At 48.5% G+C, this 17,567-nt stretch carries 13 protein-coding genes, 1 pseudogene and 1 CRISPR repeat array; of the genes and pseudogenes, 8 read left to right on the top strand and 6 right to left on the bottom strand.

Annotated features, from left to right (window positions below):
* Nucleotides 1–54 precede the first annotated feature (54 nt).
* The 7 genes from rlmD (at nucleotide 55) to eno (ending at nucleotide 8,411) form a co-directional block, all read left to right on the top strand.
* A complete protein-coding gene (gene rlmD, locus QUE34_RS16965; protein WP_032303687.1) occupies nucleotides 55–1,356 on the top strand; it encodes a 23S rRNA (uracil(1939)-C(5))-methyltransferase RlmD in 1,302 nt (433 codons plus the stop codon).
* Nucleotides 1,357–1,403: 47 nt separating this feature from the next.
* Nucleotides 1,404–3,638 (top strand): GTP diphosphokinase, encoded by a 2,235-nt coding sequence (gene relA, locus QUE34_RS16960; protein WP_000226815.1) that lies wholly within the window; start codon nucleotides 1,404–1,406, stop codon nucleotides 3,636–3,638.
* 77 nt (nucleotides 3,639–3,715) lie between these two features.
* Nucleotides 3,716–3,964 carry a type II toxin-antitoxin system antitoxin MazE gene (gene mazE / locus QUE34_RS16955; protein ID WP_000581937.1) on the top strand — a complete coding sequence of 83 codons (249 nt, stop codon included), beginning with the start codon at nucleotides 3,716–3,718 and terminating at the stop codon, nucleotides 3,962–3,964.
* A complete protein-coding gene (gene mazF / locus QUE34_RS16950; RefSeq protein WP_000254750.1) occupies nucleotides 3,964–4,299 on the top strand; it encodes an endoribonuclease MazF in 336 nt (111 codons plus the stop codon). The genes mazE and mazF overlap by 1 nt, the downstream gene beginning before the upstream one ends.
* A 70-nt stretch (nucleotides 4,300–4,369) precedes the next feature.
* Nucleotides 4,370–5,161, top strand: a complete 792-nt coding sequence (mazG, locus tag QUE34_RS16945; protein ID WP_032303686.1) for a nucleoside triphosphate pyrophosphohydrolase — start codon at nucleotides 4,370–4,372, stop codon at nucleotides 5,159–5,161.
* Between the two features lie 227 nt (nucleotides 5,162–5,388).
* Nucleotides 5,389–7,026 (top strand): glutamine hydrolyzing CTP synthase, encoded by a 1,638-nt coding sequence (gene pyrG, locus QUE34_RS16940; RefSeq protein ID WP_286338862.1) that lies wholly within the window; start codon nucleotides 5,389–5,391, stop codon nucleotides 7,024–7,026.
* Nucleotides 7,027–7,112: 86 nt separating this feature from the next.
* Nucleotides 7,113–8,411 carry a phosphopyruvate hydratase gene (gene eno / locus QUE34_RS16935; protein WP_000036723.1) on the top strand — a complete coding sequence of 433 codons (1,299 nt, stop codon included), beginning with the start codon at nucleotides 7,113–7,115 and terminating at the stop codon, nucleotides 8,409–8,411.
* Nucleotides 8,412–8,470: 59 nt separating this feature from the next.
* On the opposite strand, the gene QUE34_RS16930 is transcribed toward eno, so the two are convergent.
* The 4 genes and pseudogenes from QUE34_RS16930 to QUE34_RS16915 form a co-directional block, all read right to left on the bottom strand.
* Nucleotides 8,471–9,373: a TPM domain-containing protein gene (locus QUE34_RS16930; protein WP_123059907.1), complete on the bottom strand. Its 903-nt coding sequence runs from the start codon at nucleotides 9,371–9,373 to the stop codon at nucleotides 8,471–8,473.
* On the bottom strand, nucleotides 9,370–10,518 hold the full coding sequence (locus QUE34_RS16925) for a TPM domain-containing protein (protein ID WP_032303685.1): 1,149 nt from the start codon (nucleotides 10,516–10,518) through the stop codon (nucleotides 9,370–9,372). Before QUE34_RS16925 ends, QUE34_RS16930 begins: the two co-directional genes overlap by 4 nt.
* Nucleotides 10,519–10,769: 251 nt before the next feature.
* Nucleotides 10,770–11,441: pseudogene (locus QUE34_RS16920) on the bottom strand (TPM domain-containing protein); the annotation flags it as partial.
* Nucleotides 11,442–11,454: 13 nt separating this feature from the next.
* Nucleotides 11,455–12,057, bottom strand: a complete 603-nt coding sequence (locus tag QUE34_RS16915) for a LemA family protein (RefSeq protein WP_103253780.1) — start codon at nucleotides 12,055–12,057, stop codon at nucleotides 11,455–11,457.
* 172 nt (nucleotides 12,058–12,229) lie between these two features.
* Between QUE34_RS16915 and queE the strand changes: the two genes are divergently transcribed.
* Complete coding sequence (gene queE / locus QUE34_RS16910) at nucleotides 12,230–12,901, top strand: 7-carboxy-7-deazaguanine synthase QueE (RefSeq protein ID WP_001199973.1); 672 nt, start codon at nucleotides 12,230–12,232, stop codon at nucleotides 12,899–12,901.
* A 338-nt stretch (nucleotides 12,902–13,239) separates the two neighbouring features.
* Nucleotides 13,240–13,878: a CRISPR direct-repeat array (repeat unit 29 nt; unit sequence GAGTTCCCCGCGCCAGCGGGGATAAACCG).
* A gap of 638 nt (nucleotides 13,879–14,516) precedes the next feature.
* Here queE and QUE34_RS16905 read toward each other — a convergent pair.
* Both QUE34_RS16905 and QUE34_RS16900 read right to left on the bottom strand, forming a co-directional pair.
* A complete protein-coding gene (locus QUE34_RS16905; protein WP_032303681.1) occupies nucleotides 14,517–15,995 on the bottom strand; it encodes an FGGY-family carbohydrate kinase in 1,479 nt (492 codons plus the stop codon).
* A gap of 26 nt (nucleotides 15,996–16,021) precedes the next feature.
* On the bottom strand, nucleotides 16,022–17,299 hold the full coding sequence (locus QUE34_RS16900) for an MFS transporter (protein ID WP_286338861.1): 1,278 nt from the start codon (nucleotides 17,297–17,299) through the stop codon (nucleotides 16,022–16,024).
* Nucleotides 17,300–17,567: the final 268 nt, after the last annotated feature.

Raw genomic sequence — 17,567 nt, 5'->3', positions numbered from 1 at the left:
AGTTCCGTTATGGGACAATTAAGGTCACACTGTTAAATTGAGAAAGTCTCGCCAATGGCGCAATTCTACTCTGCAAAACGACGCACGACGACGCGTCAGATCATAACTGTTTCAGTCAACGACCTCGACTCTTTTGGTCAGGGCGTGGCACGACATAACGGCAAAGCGTTATTTATTCCTGGATTATTGCCACAGGAAAACGCGGAAGTTACTGTTACTGAAGATAAAAAACAGTACGCCCGCGCTAAAGTCGTGCGCCGGTTAAGCGATAGCCCGGAACGCGAAACGCCACGCTGCCCTCATTTTGGCGTATGCGGTGGCTGTCAGCAACAACACGCCAGCGAGGATTTACAGCAGCGAAGCAAAAGTGCGGCACTTGCCCGATTAATGAAACACGAAGTCTCTGAAGTGATCGCCGATGTTCCCTGGGGCTATCGCCGTCGCGCGCGTTTAAGTTTGAACTACTTACCGAAAACACAGCAACTTCAGATGGGGTTTCGCAAAGCGGGCTCCAGTGACATTGTCGACGTTAAACAATGCCCCATTTTAGTGCCCCAACTTGAAGCATTGCTGCCCAAAGTCAGGGCATGCCTGGGCAGCTTACAAGCTATGCGCCATCTTGGTCATGTTGAACTGGTACAGGCAACCAGCGGCAAGCTGATGATTTTGCGCCATACCGCACCGCTAAGTTCGGCAGATCGCGAAAAACTGGAACGCTTTTCGCATTCTGAAGGCCTGGATCTGTATCTCGCCCCCGATAGTGAGATACTCGAAACCGTCTCTGGTGAGATGCCCTGGTATGACTCAAACGGGTTGCGCTTAACTTTTAGCCCGCGCGATTTTATTCAGGTCAATGCGGGTGTGAACCAAAAAATGGTAGCGCGTGCGTTGGAATGGCTGGATGTACAACCTGAAGATCGCGTACTGGATCTGTTCTGCGGTATGGGCAACTTTACACTGCCATTGGCGACACAAGCTGCCAGTGTGGTGGGTGTAGAAGGCGTTCCGGCGCTGGTTGAAAAAGGCCAGCAGAATGCGCGTCTTAATGGCTTACACAATGTGACGTTTTATCACGAAAATCTTGAAGAAGATGTCACAAAGCAGCCGTGGGCGAAAAACGGCTTCGATAAAGTGTTGCTGGACCCGGCGCGAGCAGGTGCCGCAGGTGTTATGCAGCAAATTATAAAACTGGAACCTATTCGTATAGTTTATGTATCCTGTAATCCTGCAACGCTGGCTCGGGATAGCGAAGCGTTATTAAAAGCAGGATATACCATTGCGCGACTGGCGATGCTGGATATGTTCCCACACACGGGACATCTGGAATCGATGGTACTTTTCTCGCGCGTTAAATAGTTACGATTTGCCGATTTCGGCAGGTCTGGTCCCTAAAGGAGAGGACGATGGTTGCGGTAAGAAGTGCACATATCAATAAGGCTGGTGAATTTGATCCGGAAAAATGGATCGCAAGTCTGGGTATTACCAGCCAGAAGTCGTGTGAGTGCTTAGCCGAAACCTGGGCGTATTGTCTGCAACAGACGCAGGGGCATCCGGATGCCAGTCTGTTATTGTGGCGTGGTGTTGAGATGGTGGAGATCCTCTCGACATTAAGTATGGACATTGACACGCTGCGGGCGGCGCTGCTGTTCCCTCTGGCGGATGCCAACGTAGTTAGCGAAGATGTGCTGCGTGAGAGCGTCGGTAAGTCGGTCGTTAACCTTATTCACGGCGTGCGTGATATGGCGGCGATCCGCCAGCTGAAAGCGACGCATACCGATTCTGTTTCCTCCGAACAGGTCGATAACGTTCGCCGGATGTTATTGGCGATGGTCGATGATTTCCGCTGCGTGGTCATCAAACTGGCAGAGCGTATTGCTCATCTGCGCGAAGTAAAAGACGCGCCGGAAGATGAACGCGTACTGGCGGCAAAAGAGTGCACCAATATCTACGCGCCGTTGGCGAACCGTCTTGGGATTGGACAACTGAAATGGGAGCTGGAAGATTACTGCTTCCGTTATCTCCACCCGACCGAATACAAACGCATCGCAAAACTGCTGCATGAACGCCGTCTCGACCGCGAACACTATATCGAAGAGTTTGTCGGTCATCTGCGCGCTGAGATGAAAGCTGAAGGCGTTAAAGCTGAAGTGTATGGTCGTCCGAAACACATCTACAGTATCTGGCGCAAAATGCAGAAAAAGAACCTCGCCTTCGATGAGCTGTTTGATGTGCGTGCGGTACGTATTGTCGCCGAGCGTTTACAGGATTGTTATGCCGCACTGGGGATAGTGCACACTCACTATCGCCACCTGCCGGATGAGTTTGATGATTACGTTGCTAACCCGAAACCAAACGGTTATCAGTCTATTCATACCGTGGTTCTGGGGCCGGGTGGCAAAACCGTTGAGATCCAAATCCGCACCAAACAGATGCATGAAGATGCAGAGTTGGGTGTTGCTGCGCACTGGAAATATAAAGAGGGCGCGGCTGCTGGCGGCGCACGTTCGGGACATGAAGACCGAATTGCCTGGCTGCGTAAACTGATTGCGTGGCAGGAAGAGATGGCTGATTCCGGCGAAATGCTCGACGAAGTACGCAGCCAGGTCTTTGACGACCGGGTGTATGTCTTTACGCCGAAAGGTGATGTCGTTGATTTGCCTGCGGGATCAACGCCGCTGGACTTCGCTTACCACATCCACAGTGATGTCGGACACCGCTGCATCGGGGCAAAAATAGGCGGGCGCATTGTGCCGTTCACCTACCAGTTGCAGATGGGCGACCAGATTGAAATTATCACCCAGAAACAGCCGAACCCCAGCCGTGACTGGTTAAACCCAAACCTCGGTTACGTCACAACCAGCCGTGGGCGTTCGAAAATTCACGCCTGGTTCCGTAAACAGGACCGTGACAAAAACATTCTGGCAGGGCGGCAAATCCTTGACGACGAGCTGGAACATCTGGGGATCAGCCTGAAAGAAGCAGAAAAACATCTGCTGCCGCGTTACAACTTCAATGATGTCGACGAGTTGTTGGCAGCGATTGGTGGCGGGGATATCCGTCTCAATCAGATGGTGAACTTCCTGCAATCACAATTTAATAAACCGAGTGCCGAAGAGCAGGATGCCGCCGCGCTGAAGCAACTTCAGCAAAAAAGCTATACGCCACAAAACCGCAGTAAAGATAACGGTCGGGTGGTGGTTGAAGGTGTCGGCAACCTGATGCACCACATCGCGCGCTGCTGCCAGCCGATTCCTGGAGATGAGATTGTCGGCTTCATTACCCAGGGGCGCGGTATTTCAGTACACCGCGCCGATTGCGAACAACTGGCGGAACTGCGCTCCCATGCGCCAGAACGCATTGTTGACGCGGTATGGGGTGAGAGCTACTCCGCCGGATATTCGCTGGTGGTCCGCGTGGTGGCTAATGATCGTAGTGGGTTGTTACGTGATATCACGACCATTCTCGCCAACGAGAAAGTGAACGTGCTTGGCGTTGCCAGCCGTAGCGACACCAAACAGCAACTGGCAACCATCGACATGACTATTGAGATTTACAACCTGCAAGTGCTGGGCCGCGTGCTGGGTAAACTCAACCAGGTGCCGGATGTTATCGACGCGCGTCGGTTGCACGGGAGTTAGGCCGAAATTAGCTCGTATCTACAATGTAGATTGATATATACTGTATCTACATATGATAGCGGTTTGAGGAAAGGGTTATGATCCACAGTAGCGTAAAGCGTTGGGGAAATTCACCGGCGGTGCGGATCCCGGCTACGTTAATGCAGGCGCTCAATCTGAATATTGATGATGAAGTGAAGATTGACCTAGTGGATGGCAAATTAATTATTGAGCCAGTGCGTAAAGAGCCCGTATTTACGCTTGCTGAACTGGTCAACGACATCACGCCGGAAAACCTCCACGAGAATATCGACTGGGGGGAGCCGAAAGATAAGGAAGTCTGGTAATGGTAAGCCGATACGTACCCGATACGGGCGATCTGATTTGGGTTGATTTTGACCCGACAAAAGGTAGCGAGCAAGCCGGACATCGTCCGGCTGTTGTCCTGAGTCCGTTCATGTACAACAACAAAACAGGTATGTGTCTGTGTGTTCCTTGTACAACGCAATCAAAAGGATATCCGTTCGAAGTTGTTTTATCCGGTCAGGAACGTGATGGTGTAGCGTTAGCTGATCAGGTAAAAAGTATCGCCTGGCGGGCAAGAGGAGCAACGAAGAAAGGAACGGTTGCCCCAGAGGAATTACAACTCATTAAAGCCAAAATTAACGTACTGATTGGGTAGTGTTACTAACTCACTTCTATTCTGGTCACAGGTTTCCACCTGACAGACCCGCAATTTTCAGGACAATTCAATGAATCAAATCGACCGTTTGCTCACTATTATGCAGCGCCTGCGCGACCCGGAAAACGGCTGCCCGTGGGATAAAGAGCAGACATTTGCCACCATTGCACCTTACACCCTTGAAGAAACCTACGAAGTGCTGGACGCCATCGCCCGTGAAGATTTTGACGATCTGCGCGGTGAGCTCGGCGATCTATTGTTTCAGGTGGTGTTTTACGCGCAAATGGCTCAGGAAGAAGGGCGCTTTGATTTTAATGATATCTGCGCCGCGATTAGCGATAAGCTAGAACGTCGCCATCCACATGTTTTTGCAGGCAGTTCTGCCGAAAACAGTAATGAAGTGCTTGCCCGTTGGGAGCAAATCAAAACCGAAGAGCGCGCGCAGAAAGCGCAGCATTCGGCGCTAGACGATATTCCTCGTAGTTTACCGGCTTTAATGCGTGCGCAAAAAATCCAGAAACGTTGCGCCAACGTTGGCTTCGATTGGACGACGCTTGGTCCGGTAGTCGATAAAGTCTACGAAGAGATCGACGAGGTGATGTACGAGGCGCGGCAGGCTGTTGTCGACCAGGCTAAACTGGAGGAGGAAATGGGTGACCTGCTGTTTGCCACGGTCAACATGGCCCGCCATTTAGGGACAAAAGCAGAGATTGCACTACAAAAAGCCAATGAAAAATTCGAGCGCCGTTTTCGCGAAGTGGAGCGTATTGTTGCCGCGCGTGGACTGGAAATGACAGGTGTTGACCTCGAAACAATGGAAGAAGTCTGGCAACAGGTAAAACGGCAGGAAATTGATCTCTAAGGGAATTACGTGGTCAAGCGCGATTTGTGTCATTTTTTAAATGACAAGCGCTTGATTTGCGTCAAAAACATTTACCCCAAAGGGGCTATTTTCTCACTCCTGATTTCAATAGTGCGCTGGCGAAGAGGAGGGATAATGAAAGTTTGTGGCACAGGTCATGTTCGGGTATACTGCTTTCCCGTCCTGGTTATTCCATCGTCTTTTCAACCTAACTTCTCAGGTTCAGCATGACAACGAACTATATTTTTGTGACCGGCGGGGTCGTATCCTCTCTGGGTAAAGGCATTGCCGCAGCCTCCCTCGCAGCCATTCTTGAAGCCCGTGGCCTCAATGTGACCATCATGAAACTGGATCCGTACATCAACGTCGATCCAGGTACTATGAGCCCAATCCAACACGGGGAAGTGTTCGTTACTGAAGACGGCGCTGAAACCGACCTGGACCTGGGGCACTACGAGCGTTTCATTCGTACCAAAATGAGCCGCCGCAACAACTTCACCACGGGTCGTATCTACTCTGACGTTCTGCGCAAAGAACGCCACGGCGACTACCTCGGCGCAACCGTACAGGTTATTCCGCACATCACTAACGCTATCAAAGAGCGCGTGCTGGAAGGCGGCGAAGGTCATGACGTGGTACTGGTAGAAATCGGCGGTACTGTAGGTGATATCGAATCCCTGCCGTTCCTTGAAGCGATTCGCCAGATGGCTGTTGAAATTGGCCGTGAGCACACCCTGTTTATGCACCTGACGCTGGTGCCGTACATGGCAGCGTCTGGTGAAGTCAAAACCAAACCGACTCAGCACTCTGTAAAAGAGCTGCTTTCAATCGGTATCCAGCCTGATATCCTGATTTGTCGTTCAGATCGCGCCGTTCCGGCGAACGAACGTGCGAAGATTGCATTGTTCTGTAATGTTCCGGAAAAAGCGGTTATTTCTCTGAAAGACGTCGATTCCATCTATAAAATTCCGGGCCTGTTGAAATCGCAGGGGCTGGACGATTATATTTGTAAACGATTCAGCTTAAACTGCCCGGAAGCAAATCTGTCCGAATGGGAACAGGTTATCTTCGAAGAAGCGAATCCGGTAAGTGAAGTTACCATCGGTATGGTCGGTAAGTACATTGAACTGCCGGATGCATACAAATCCGTGATCGAAGCACTGAAACACGGTGGGCTGAAGAATCGTGTCAGCGTCAACATCAAACTGATCGATTCACAAGATGTTGAAACGCGCGGTGTTGAAATCCTTAAAGGTCTTGACGCAATCCTCGTACCTGGCGGTTTCGGCTATCGTGGCGTAGAAGGCATGATTACGACCGCGCGTTTTGCGCGTGAGAACAATATTCCTTATCTGGGCATTTGCCTGGGTATGCAGGTGGCGTTAATTGATTACGCTCGCCATGTTGCCAACATGGAGAACGCCAACTCTACGGAATTTGTGCCAGACTGTAAGTACCCGGTTGTGGCGCTGATTACCGAGTGGCGCGATGAAAACGGCAACGTTGAAGTTCGTAGCGAGAAGAGCGATCTCGGCGGTACCATGCGTCTCGGCGCACAGCAGTGCCAGTTGGTTGACGATAGCCTGGTTCGCCAGCTGTACAATGCGCCGACAATTGTTGAGCGTCATCGTCACCGTTACGAAGTCAACAACATGCTGTTGAAACAGATTGAAGATGCAGGTCTGCGCGTTGCGGGCCGTTCCGGGGATGATCAGTTGGTCGAGATCATCGAAGTTCCGAATCACCCGTGGTTCGTGGCTTGCCAGTTCCATCCGGAGTTTACTTCTACTCCACGTGATGGTCACCCGCTGTTTGCAGGCTTTGTGAAAGCCGCCAGCGAGTTCCAGAAACGTCAGGCGAAGTAAGAAAAAAGTTAGAACGGCAACGCGTACCCTGGGTACGCGTTGTTTGTCTGGAGTTTCAGTTTAACTAGTGACTTGAGGAAAACCTAATGTCCAAAATCGTAAAAATCATCGGTCGTGAAATCATCGACTCCCGTGGTAACCCGACTGTTGAAGCCGAAGTACATCTGGAGGGTGGTTTCGTCGGTATGGCAGCTGCTCCGTCAGGTGCTTCTACTGGTTCCCGTGAAGCTCTGGAACTGCGCGATGGCGACAAATCCCGTTTCCTGGGTAAAGGCGTAACCAAAGCTGTTGCTGCGGTGAATGGCCCGATCGCTCAGGCGCTGATTGGCAAAGATGCCAAAGATCAGGCTGGCATTGACAAGATCATGATCGACCTGGACGGCACCGAAAACAAATCCAAATTCGGCGCGAACGCAATCCTGGCTGTATCTCTGGCTAACGCCAAAGCTGCTGCTGCCGCTAAAGGTATGCCGCTGTACGAGCACATCGCTGAACTGAACGGTACTCCGGGCAAATACTCCATGCCGGTTCCGATGATGAACATCATCAACGGTGGTGAGCACGCTGACAACAACGTTGATATCCAGGAATTCATGATTCAGCCGGTTGGCGCGAAAACTGTGAAAGAAGCCATCCGCATGGGTTCTGAAGTTTTCCATCACCTGGCAAAAGTTCTGAAAGCGAAAGGCATGAACACTGCTGTTGGTGACGAAGGTGGCTATGCGCCGAACCTGGGTTCCAACGCTGAAGCTCTGGCTGTTATCGCTGAAGCTGTTAAAGCTGCTGGTTATGAACTGGGCAAAGACATCACTCTGGCGATGGACTGCGCAGCTTCTGAATTCTACAAAGACGGTAAATACGTTCTGGCTGGCGAAGGCAACAAAGCGTTCACCTCTGAAGAATTCACTCACTTCCTGGAAGAACTGACCAAACAGTACCCGATCGTTTCTATCGAAGACGGTCTGGACGAATCTGACTGGGACGGTTTCGCATACCAGACCAAAGTTCTGGGCGACAAAATCCAGCTGGTTGGTGACGACCTGTTCGTAACCAACACCAAGATCCTGAAAGAAGGTATCGAAAAAGGCATCGCTAACTCCATCCTGATCAAATTCAACCAGATCGGTTCTCTGACCGAAACTCTGGCTGCTATTAAGATGGCGAAAGACGCTGGCTACACTGCAGTAATCTCTCACCGTTCTGGCGAAACTGAAGACGCTACCATCGCTGACCTGGCTGTTGGTACTGCTGCAGGCCAGATCAAAACGGGTTCTATGAGCCGTTCTGACCGTGTTGCTAAATACAACCAGCTGATTCGTATCGAAGAAGCTCTGGGCGAAAAAGCACCGTACAACGGTCGTAAAGAGATCAAAGGCCAGGCATAAGCCTGACTTTATCTGATTTAAAAATGCCAGCCTTCGGGCTGGCATTTTTTATGGCTGAGTTACCAGCGGCCAGACGCGCCGCCACCGCCAGAAGAACCGCCACCTCCGCTAAATCCGCCGCCACTTGAGCCGCCACCGGAAGAGGATGAAGAAGAACCTTTTCTTGAAGCTCTTTCTTTACCGAGCGTCTTGTATTTGGCTCGTAGCTTTTTATTAACGATAAGCCAAAAGATAAGCAGCGCTACGATCGCAAAAGGCGTTAACATACCGCAGGCAACGATTAAATTCGTCCATGGTCCTGGCTCGGCAACATAGAGGAATACCATCCCGTAAATTGCGGCAGTGAGAGTTATCCAGGGTAGATTCGACGGATCGGTAAAAACAATAAAATATGAAAGCACTGCCAGCAATATAAGTACAGCAAGCGAAAATGGGATAGGGGGATTGATACTGTAATAATTCCCCCTGCCTTCCGGTAATTCACCATTCATCAGAAGTGCGCCGATATTTTCGCTTGCCAGTGTTACCCCCCCCATCAGGTCATCACTTTTGAAAGCAGGGATTAATATATCACGGATAATCTTTGCCGCTTGCAGGTCGGTAACCACCCCTTCCAGCCCATAGCCGACTTCTATACGAACAGCATGATCTTCCCAGGCAACCAGAAGTAAAATGCCATCGTTTCGCTGCTTATCTCCCAGTTTCCAGCTATCAAAAACGCGTGTTGCATATTGTTCAATGGTATCGTCTCCGGTGGATGGCACTATTAATACGGCAACCTGTGCCCGTGTTTTTTGTGTAATATCCTGCAGCTGTTGTGTCAGTGATTGTTGTTCAGACGTGCTTAAGGTACCAGTAATATCGGTCACATGTTGGCGCAGCTCCGGCACAGCAATTTGCTGGGCAAGCACAGGAAGGCACCATAAAGTGAGTAGAAAAAGGATTATACGCATAACGATCACCAACGGCCGGATGAACCGCCACCGCCAGAAGAACCGCCGCCACCGCGGAAAGAGTTTTTCGACGAAGAGCGAGAATGAGCATTACGATTCCCCATTTTCCTGTTGATTTTATGTCCTGATCCCAGTTTAAGATTGCCAGTAAATTTGGCCACAATGATCAGCAGAACGATGCCAGCAATGGTTATTGGGCCGATAAAATGATCAATTAGCCCAATAATTGTTGAGATGAACGCAATATCTTTATTACTGGCAAATACCAGGCACCATCCCACAACAATTATCAGCAGCACGACAAACAATGAATTTCGTCCTGATTCACGAACCTGCGGAGCCTTCTTTTGTTTTTTCACTTTAGCGTTTTTATTTTGGGGGGCCAGCATCATAGGAAATGCGCGGCATATATTAAAAACTACCGCGAGACGCTGCCAGCAGATTGCTGCGAAAAATAAACTAAAACAAACGACCGATACCCGTCGAATGATGACATCGTTCTGAAAGCAGAAAAACCAGACCATAGGGGTAATCATCGATATCATCCATATGCCAGGCCCTGGATGGGTGGTAAATCGCCAGAGGACAACGATGGCAACGATCATCAGCAGTGTCCAGGCAAGACATGGCAGAGAGCGTTGCGGATTAGCAAACAGATGATTGGCTAAAGCATCCAAAGGGCTAAGATTCGCTTTTATATAGGTAAACTGTGCAATGCCTTCAATTCCCTGCGTTAACCCGGAGAAGAGATTATTTTTTTTGAATTCCGGTTGCATATGGTAATGAACAATTTGCGCAGCTTGTTCCGGTGGCAGCATCTCTTCCAGTCCATGCCCAATCTTCATTGACGCCAGCCCTTCCGGCCAAACGACGAGAATTAAGATACCTTCGCCGTACCGCTTCTCTCCAACAGGTTTCCAGTGATATAACCCGTAGCTTTGCGAGGCTGCAAGTTTAATGTCTTTACCCCCAGTGGTCGGCGTTACCAACACGGCAACCTGAAAGTGGTTTTGCTGCTCGAGAGTCTGTAATTGTTGAGTTAAAGCAGTTTGTTCTTCTGTCGTTAATGTCCCGGTTAAGTCAGTTACTGAAGGCAATTGTTCAGCGAATGCCTGGAAACCACATAGCATCAGAAGTAAGAGAAAAATACGCATTTCAATTCCTTTTGTTACCAGCGCCCGGAGGCGCCACCGCCGCCAGATGAACCGCCGCCGCCGCTGAAATTATCATTGTCAAAAGAGGATGAAGAGGAAGATGACGACGATGATGAAGAACGCCTGGAGGCCGAGTTACTTCTTTCGTAATGTGACGGTCGGTTGGCACTGCGCATCGAATCCCGAACCTTTTTGCCGAAGGGGGTAAAAGCGATGGCGACAGCCAGGAACGGTGTGGCGAAGCAGAGTAATGTTGCGAGTACTCCCCAGCTTCCGCTGAAACCTGCTATAGGTAAAACAAAGGCCAGTACAATAGCTGTGAAGCAAATTAGTCCCAGCGTTTTGACATATCCTCTGGCGGAAATAAAGGTCAGTACTATTGCCCAGACTAACAAAGCCCACCAACCGTTAAAGGGCAAAGGGTGATCGGTCGGTGTTATCGTTGCTAAATTATTCCCCGTCAGACGATTATCAATATCGCTTATTCCCTTTTGCAAGCCGCCAGCCAGGTCGCCATTTTTAAATGCCGGAATAATACTGTTGCGAATAATTTTCCCGGACTGCGCATCCGTAATAACGCCTTCCAGTCCGTAACCGACTTCAATACGCACGGTATGATCCTGCCAGGCGACTAACAGTAGAACGCCATCATCGCGGTCTTTATCACCCGGTTTCCAGCTATCGAATACCCGCGTAGCGTACTGCTCGATGGTTTCATCGCCCGTTGTTTCAACCACTAACACGACCAGTTGTGCGTGGCTTTTTTGCGTCAGCTCTTTAATCTGATTGGTCAACGTATTTACTTCATCGTTCGTCAATTTGCCGGTTAAGTCATTCACATACCTGGGTGATTCAGGTACTGGAATTTGTATGGCAAACACAGATGAACAAAAGAAAGCCATAAGGAAGATAAAATTTCGCACAGGACTTCCTCGCTTAATGAGCATTAGTATTCTGGCTAAAATCTATTGTCGGGGCTTTACTCACAGCGGCGACATCATCCGGCAAATAATTTTTCTTTGGTGTGTAATCCATAACCTTTGCGGTTAACACTGCGGGGAATTTGCGGATAGTGACATTATATTGTTCAATAGCTTTAATATATCTTCCTCGCGCAACGGCAATTCGATTTTCACTTCCTTCGAGCTGTACCATCAAATTTTGATAGAGTTCCTGGGCCTTTAGCTCAGGGTAACGTTCACTAATTATCGTTAACTGACCGAGAGTGCGAGACACCTGCGCCTGAGCTTGTTGCCAGGTTTGTAATTTTTGTTCATCTCCCGGAGTTTGCTGAAGAGCACTACTGGCGCGATTAGCCTGACTACGTGCCAATGTTACGGCTTCCAGTACCTCTTGTTCATGGCTGGAATAACCTTTAATACTGGCGACAAGATTAGGAATAAGATCGGCGCGACGTTGATATTGATTTAATACCTCAGACCAGGAAGCGTTAACCTGCTCATCATAGGTTTGAATATCGTTATATCCACAGCCTGATAAATTGAAAATAAATATAATTACGATGAATGTTCTGAGCATGGTTAAATCCCTTTTAATTAATTCCTTAAAACATAATACGCCACTTCATTTTATTCTTTATGATCTAATCCACTTTTTGCCTTAAACCTGCCTGTAACAGAATGTTAATAAGACATGATTGTTGTGGCAGGATCTGCAATAATTAACAATTATCCACTTCACAGAGAATGCTATGCAGTACCCGATTAACGAGATGTTCCAGACCCTGCAAGGTGAGGGTTACTTTACCGGCGTCCCCGCCATTTTTATTCGTTTACAGGGATGCCCGGTCGGCTGTGCCTGGTGCGACACCAAACACACCTGGGAAAAGCTTGAGGATCGGGAAGTCTCCCTTTTCAGCATTCTGGCGAAGACCAAAGAGAGTGATAAGTGGGGGGCGGCGAGCAGTGAAGATTTGCTGGCTGTCATTGGTCGTCAGGGATACACCGCGCGGCATGTGGTGATTACGGGTGGTGAGCCTTGCATTCATGATTTGCTGCCACTGACTGACCTGCTCGAAAAGAACGGTTTTAGCTGCCAGATCGAAACCAGCGGTACTCATGAAGTACGCTGCACGCCGAATACCTGGGTTACCGTATCGCCAAAGCTGAACATGCGCGGCGGCTATGAAGTGTTGTCACAGGCACTGGAACGAGCCAACGAAATCAAGCATCCAGTGGGACGCGTACGTGATATTGAAGCACTGGATGAACTACTGGCAACGCTGACCGATGATAAACCACGAGTCATTGCACTGCAGCCAATTAGCCAGAAGGACGATGCCACACGTTTGTGCATTGAAACCTGTATTGCGCGTAACTGGCGTTTATCGATGCAAACACATAAATATTTAAATATTGCCTGATTAAACATTTATAAGCGTTATAAATGGGTGGAACCTGTAAAGACTTCCACTCATTTATATTCTTTGTCGCCTCTGAAAAAACTCCATTTTGCCCATCCTGGACTAATCATTATCATTCTCTACAAATTCTCTGGCGTTAATTTTTCGTTGGAGTGAAAATTATTGCGGTAAAGTTTGGTAGATTTTAGTGGGTATAGAGTTATTTTAAATATTTACTTTTTTAATCAATGGATTAAGTGTTCTTTAACATAATGGATGTGTTGTTTGTGTGATCCTGTAAAGTTGGTAGATTGTGACTGGCTTAAAAAATCATTAATTAATAATAGGTTATGTTTAGAGAGTTCCCCACGTCAGCGGGGATAAACCTTGCTCGATGCGGGCGTTAACTTTTTTATAGGCGAGTTCCCCGCGCCAGCGGGGATAAACCGCCGTCAGTATCGCTGATCAACAGTTTAATTAGGAGTTCCCCGCGCCAGCGGGGATAAACCGCGTAATTTTGTACGCTCAACACGTAACTAAATGAGTTCCCCGCGCCAGCGGGGATAAACCGATCACCAGTGCGGATTGTTCAAATAGTGCCTGGAGTTCCCCGCGCCAGCGGGGATAAACCGAGAGCTATATCGCAGCGTTTAACTGGATGACAGAGTTCCCCGCGCCAGCGGGGATAAACCGGTGTTTTTTGCCATCTGAACTGTGGCACGCCGGAGTTCCCCGCGCCAGCGGGGATAAACCGTCTATAATGTCTCATCCGGGGTTAATTCAATCGAGTTCCCCGCGCCAGCGGGGATAAACCGATCAGCCCCACATCCGGTTTTGCCAGCAACGTGAGTTCCCCGCGCCAGCGGGGATAAACCGTAAGATGATCTCACGGAATTGAACGAACTACGGAGTTCCCCGCGCTAGCGGGGATAAACCGGACACAGAGCGCCGCTATAGCGCCTATGCCAAGAGTTCCCCGCACCAGCGGGAATAAACCACCATATAACCCGTTATCTCTTTCTCAAGTTTTTATATTAGCAGTACTCGTATTAAGCAACATATCCACGTAACACCTCATGTTCAAAATAGCTCTCCATATATGAGAAGTTCACAATTATCGATACAAAAAATCAAATTTAATTAAAGTGTTAGTTGTATAATACTTAAATCATTAAGAAATTATCATATATTATTTTTTTAATATTGAATTGATGTTTGTTAATTTTTTCTTTAGGATAATAGTTTGTTTTTTAAGCTTATTATTCATTGATTAAGTAATAAATCTGGAAATTTGTCTTTGTTTTGAGGCTAATGAGTGATTTTACATAATCGCCTCTATAGGCTGTTGATGAATAGTTCTTATGAATAAAGATATCCAGTTCATACTTTAAGTGAAAATTGATAAAGTGCGATTCGTATTGTCTTTTATTCTAATGACATCGAGTGTAGTTAATATTCCTTGTAAAAACAGGGATAAACCGAACTAGTTAAAGTTTTTATTATGTTCCCTGCATCAGCGGGGATAAACCGGACTTGTTATCATTTTTTAAGTTGTCGAACTTATGTTCCCCGCGCCAGCGGGGATAACCATTCAGGTATGTTCAGGCCGGGCAGTTTCCCGCCCGGCCTTCCTCACTTACGCATTCGACCAGCTCTGGATCGAATCTTCATTCCCCAGCTCACCATGCATCACTTCATACGATTTTTTCAGGATCACATCAGTGTGCTTGGTTAGGTCTTTGAAAATGCCTTTATTCATCGCGTCGTAGCGTTTGGCGTTGCTCTCAACAGGCATAAAGATATCTTTCACGCGAACCATTTTGTCGACAGCCGTTGCGTAATCCGGGTATAGCCCCAGACCTACCGTCGTATTAATCGCTGCCCCCAGACTTGCACAACCATTAATGGCGTTACGGCGTGCCGGAAGGTTGAACACGTCGGCAAAAATCTGCATAAACAGATCGCTGTTCGAACCGCCGCCAGTAATGATCACATGCTTTGCAAAGTGATTCATTTCATTACACATATTGTCGTAATTGTTCTTCAGCGTCAGCGCCACGCTTTCCAGTATTGAACGATATATCCATGCGTAATCCATGCTGGAATCAAAGCCGATCATAATCCCGCGTTTGTACGGTTCCCACGGATTGGTCAGCCAGTCCAGCACCGTCATCAGACCATTACAGCCAGGCGGCACACAAGACGCTTTTTTGTTGAGCAAATCTTCCGGTGAAAGATCCTGTGCTTTGGCATCCTGAATTAACGACTCGCCTAACATGTCGCGCAGCCAGCTCACTGTCCACATGCCTTTGCGGATACCGTAACCTTCATACAGCAAGGTTTGCGGAATAGAAGACATAATCGGCCAGTACGCTACCGGATCTTTCGGCAGTACTTTGCCGTTCATCATCAACGCGATGTAAGTGCCAAGAGAAATTACCGCAGTTTCATCATCCAGTAACCCGGCTCCCAGTGCTTCTACCGGTTTATCACTGGTGGTACAAACAACCGGCAGCCCAGCCGGGAAATGTGTCGCCAGCGCGGCTTGTGGTGTGATATGCCCAAGAACAGTGCCCGGCATTTGCACATCAAAAAGCATCTGTCGGGGAATATTAAACTTCTCCATTACCGCGGTATCTTCGCTCCATGCCCAGGTCTTATAATCCACCGGCCACTGACCAAAATAGTTGGCGATATTGTCTTTAAACTCGCCGGTTAAACGGTGTGTCAGATAACCTGAAAAAGAGGTGACATATGCCACATCAGGATTGGTGTGCTCGTAGGGACGTGTTACGCGTGCATCCTGCCAGCTAATCAACGGCGCAGCTGGCGTGCCATCGGCTTTCAATAACGCACGGCAGCAACGGATAGATCCCAGACCAATGCCGACAATATCTTCTTTATTCCCGGCAAACTGGCTCATCAAATCGTGACCGGCAAAACATAATGATGCCCATAAATCGTCGTCAGGATGTTCTGCGGTATCGGCATCTGGCGTGCGCATCGGCTGCAATAAGCCTTTGCCTTCGCATACCACATTACCTTCCAGATCGTACATCACCACTTTTGTGCTCTGACTTCCGCCATCAATCCCTATGATGTATTTTTTCGACATGATTTTTCTCCTGTAATTTTCTGGACTTACTTGCTGCTAGCCATTGCGGGGGCGCTATCAGCAGTACGAATTTTTTGGAACAGCAAAAAGGTAAAGACGATCACCATGCCAAGCGCCGCCATGCCCATCAGCCACATATTGCGGTAGGCTTCTGCCGCGGGCAGGGTGTCTTGCCAGTAGCCGATAATTGGGTAAACGAAGACATCCGGCAGGAATCCAATCACCGAACAAATACCTACCGTGGTGCCCATAATGTAAGACGGTGTTCTCGCTTCGCCGGGGCAGGCCCAGTACAGCCCGCGTGAGGCGTAACAGGTGAATCCCAGAAGTAAAATCAGACCAACCCCCATCGCGACCGATTGCGGGTTAGAGTTCGTGATGAGCAGGGCAGTTAACGCCAGCAGGCCGAGTACGGAAAGGATTTGGATCACGCGGGTAGGGGATTTCACTTTGCTGTAGGTGGTGATAATGCCACCAAGTGGGCCGCACAGTGCGCGGAAGATTTTGTTGATCACAATCCCCATGTAGCTCGCCGCCACCAGCGACATGCCGTACATTTCGGTCAGATAGTTGGTGGAGTAACTCAGAATGGCGTAGATGGTGAAGACGCCAAAAATCACCATGCTGCAGTACCATGTGGTCCTGATACGCAAAACGGCAAGGATGTCGCTAAGCTGGAATGACTGTTTTTCTTCGGTGTTGGTATTGCGCAGGTTGTTGTTATCGCTAACAAAAAACCAGCACAGAATCCCCAACAAGATGTAAACCACACTATAGATGATAATGACCGTTTTCAGGCTGGCGCTGTCATCCGGTGCAAAGCGAGAAAAGACCCACATGGTAAACACCGCCAGCGACATTACACCGACGCCGCGCAGCCCTTCCATCCAGCCCATAATTTTCCCTTGCTCGCTATGATCGCCAAGCAACGATGCGGCTTTAATCGACACCGACCACAGCATTAAAATCGTCGTTATCGCAAAGGCGACCTGAATACAGAGCATTACCCACAGCGGTGGATACGTTGCCATTAACAGACCCAGCAATCCGGTAATGATCATCGCGGAAGTAATCATTTTGCGATGCGAAAATTTATCGGCAATAACGCCGCTGGGGGCATAAAGAATAATAGCCGCAATACCAAAGGTACTCATTATTAAACCTATCTCGGTATTGCTGAATCCCATAAATTTAGCCATGGGAATTTGATAAATATAACGTAAATAAGCCAGATCAAAACTAACGCCGCCACTAAAACTAATTATCGCGAGGGTTATCCAACGGCGATATGAGTTGTGTTGCATATCGTATTCCCATTTGTAATAGACAAAAAAAAGAGAAAAGTAAGCCGCCCTTTCAGGTGGATTACTTTTCTCAGGTCTCTAGTAATTGCAATAAGAAATAACATGGAAAGCAGTGGTGTTGTGTGAGAGTAGTCACGCTTCTGCTTTTTAAAATTATTTGATAATACGAATATCACACTGTGATTACGATCACATTAGCGCTTATGCCCTTATGCTAAAAATTATCTCCAGTTACCAGAGATAATGAGAAAGGTAACTTCCCTCTCGC

It is taken from the genome of Escherichia sp. KS167_9B (genome assembly GCF_030295215.1).
GTDB classification, from domain to species: Bacteria; Pseudomonadota; Gammaproteobacteria; order Enterobacterales; family Enterobacteriaceae; genus Escherichia; species Escherichia coli_F.
This window is presented reverse-complemented; position numbering and strand designations above follow the sequence as displayed.

Bases quoted from the DNA above. Each gene is read 5' to 3' on its own strand.
- rlmD (WP_032303687.1), top strand. From the start codon at position 55: ATGGCGCAATTCTACTCTGCAAAACGACGCACGACGACGCGTCAGATC.
- relA (WP_000226815.1), top strand. From the start codon at position 1,404: ATGGTTGCGGTAAGAAGTGCACATATCAATAAGGCTGGTGAATTTGAT.
- mazE (WP_000581937.1), top strand. From the start codon at position 3,716: ATGATCCACAGTAGCGTAAAGCGTTGGGGAAATTCACCGGCGGTGCGG.
- mazF (WP_000254750.1), top strand. From the start codon at position 3,964: ATGGTAAGCCGATACGTACCCGATACGGGCGATCTGATTTGGGTTGAT.
- mazG (WP_032303686.1), top strand. From the start codon at position 4,370: ATGAATCAAATCGACCGTTTGCTCACTATTATGCAGCGCCTGCGCGAC.
- pyrG (WP_286338862.1), top strand. From the start codon at position 5,389: ATGACAACGAACTATATTTTTGTGACCGGCGGGGTCGTATCCTCTCTG.
- eno (WP_000036723.1), top strand. From the start codon at position 7,113: ATGTCCAAAATCGTAAAAATCATCGGTCGTGAAATCATCGACTCCCGT.
- QUE34_RS16925 (WP_032303685.1), bottom strand. From the start codon at position 10,518: ATGCGTATTTTTCTCTTACTTCTGATGCTATGTGGTTTCCAGGCATTC.
- QUE34_RS16915 (WP_103253780.1), bottom strand. From the start codon at position 12,057: ATGCTCAGAACATTCATCGTAATTATATTTATTTTCAATTTATCAGGC.
- queE (WP_001199973.1), top strand. From the start codon at position 12,230: ATGCAGTACCCGATTAACGAGATGTTCCAGACCCTGCAAGGTGAGGGT.
- QUE34_RS16905 (WP_032303681.1), bottom strand. From the start codon at position 15,995: ATGTCGAAAAAATACATCATAGGGATTGATGGCGGAAGTCAGAGCACA.
- QUE34_RS16900 (WP_286338861.1), bottom strand. From the start codon at position 17,299: ATGCAACACAACTCATATCGCCGTTGGATAACCCTCGCGATAATTAGT.